Source organism: Falsirhodobacter sp. alg1 (genome assembly GCF_000739715.2).
In the GTDB taxonomy this organism is placed as follows: Bacteria; Pseudomonadota; Alphaproteobacteria; order Rhodobacterales; family Rhodobacteraceae; genus Falsirhodobacter.
Genome location: NZ_BBJC02000031.1, coordinates 1 through 908, shown reverse-complemented (window position 1 = coordinate 908; position 908 = coordinate 1). Strand labels below are relative to the sequence as shown.

Genomic DNA, 908 nt, shown 5'->3' with positions numbered 1-908 from the left:
GGATCAAACTCTACAAGTTGAAAGTCCCAAGGGACTAATCCTTGACGTCGAAAACCTTCGCACATCTAAACCTGGTCATAAAAAACCAGGTTAAACCTTCTGTCCGTTAGTCAAAAAACCAACAAGACAGTGAAGCTAAACTATCATCATCGCCAAAAGGCACACCGCCCGCCCCAGGGCACGCCCTTCGGTCACGATCATCAGGGCACCGTTGCGATAACTGAGGGCGACAAGCTGGTTGCGATCGATAATTGCAGGGGCCCCCAGATCGGCCGCCAGCACGGGGCGCCCTGCATAAAGCGTGACCCGCGTTTCCATCCCCACGGCCAGAAGGGAATCGTCCAGCGATCCGGCGACATCGCCTGCAACCATGGTGACATCGGCCGGTCCGATGACGCTTTCGGCCCGCAGGGTGCGCGTTGCAACAACCGTATCCGCGATTGCGAAANCCGGGAAAAAGGGCGATGACAAGGGCGGCCCGGATCNATTTTACCTGCACCGTTGCAGACAACATCTGGTCGGCCGCCATGATGACCTTCGAATTCAGTTCATAGGCCCGTTGTGCCTTGATCAGTTCTGTCACCTCGCGCACGGCATCGACCGTACTTTCCTCCAGATAGCCCTGGCGCAGGGTACCAAGCCCATCCTCTCCGGGTGTTGAAGATATTGGCGGGCCCGATGCTTCGGTTTCCAGAAACAGGTTCGACCCCGTCGCTTCCAACCCCTTGGCATTGGTGAATGATACAAATGCGGATCGGCGGCAAGGCAGCGCGCAATCTCGGCACGACGACGTTCCCCGCCCGAAAGGGCCAGCGCCGGAGAGCGGCGGATATGCGTAATCGAGAATTCGGTCAACAGCTCTTCCAGGCGTTCGCGTCGGCGATGTCGGTCGGGCTCGCGGATCTCCA

General features: G+C 58.1%; 1 protein-coding gene and 2 pseudogenes. All 3 read right to left on the bottom strand.

The features are described 5' to 3' along the window. Positions 1–135 precede the first annotated feature (135 nt). Complete coding sequence (gene flgA / locus TR36_RS13955; protein WP_062763531.1) at positions 136–471, bottom strand: flagellar basal body P-ring formation chaperone FlgA; 336 nt, start codon at positions 469–471, stop codon at positions 136–138. 16 nt (positions 472–487) lie between these two features. Continuing rightward, positions 488–751, bottom strand: a pseudogene (locus TR36_RS16130) (flagellar hook-basal body complex protein); the annotation flags it as partial. Further along, positions 751–908: pseudogene (locus TR36_RS16125) on the bottom strand (ATP-binding cassette domain-containing protein); the annotation flags it as partial. The pseudogenes TR36_RS16125 and TR36_RS16130, both read right to left, overlap by 1 nt.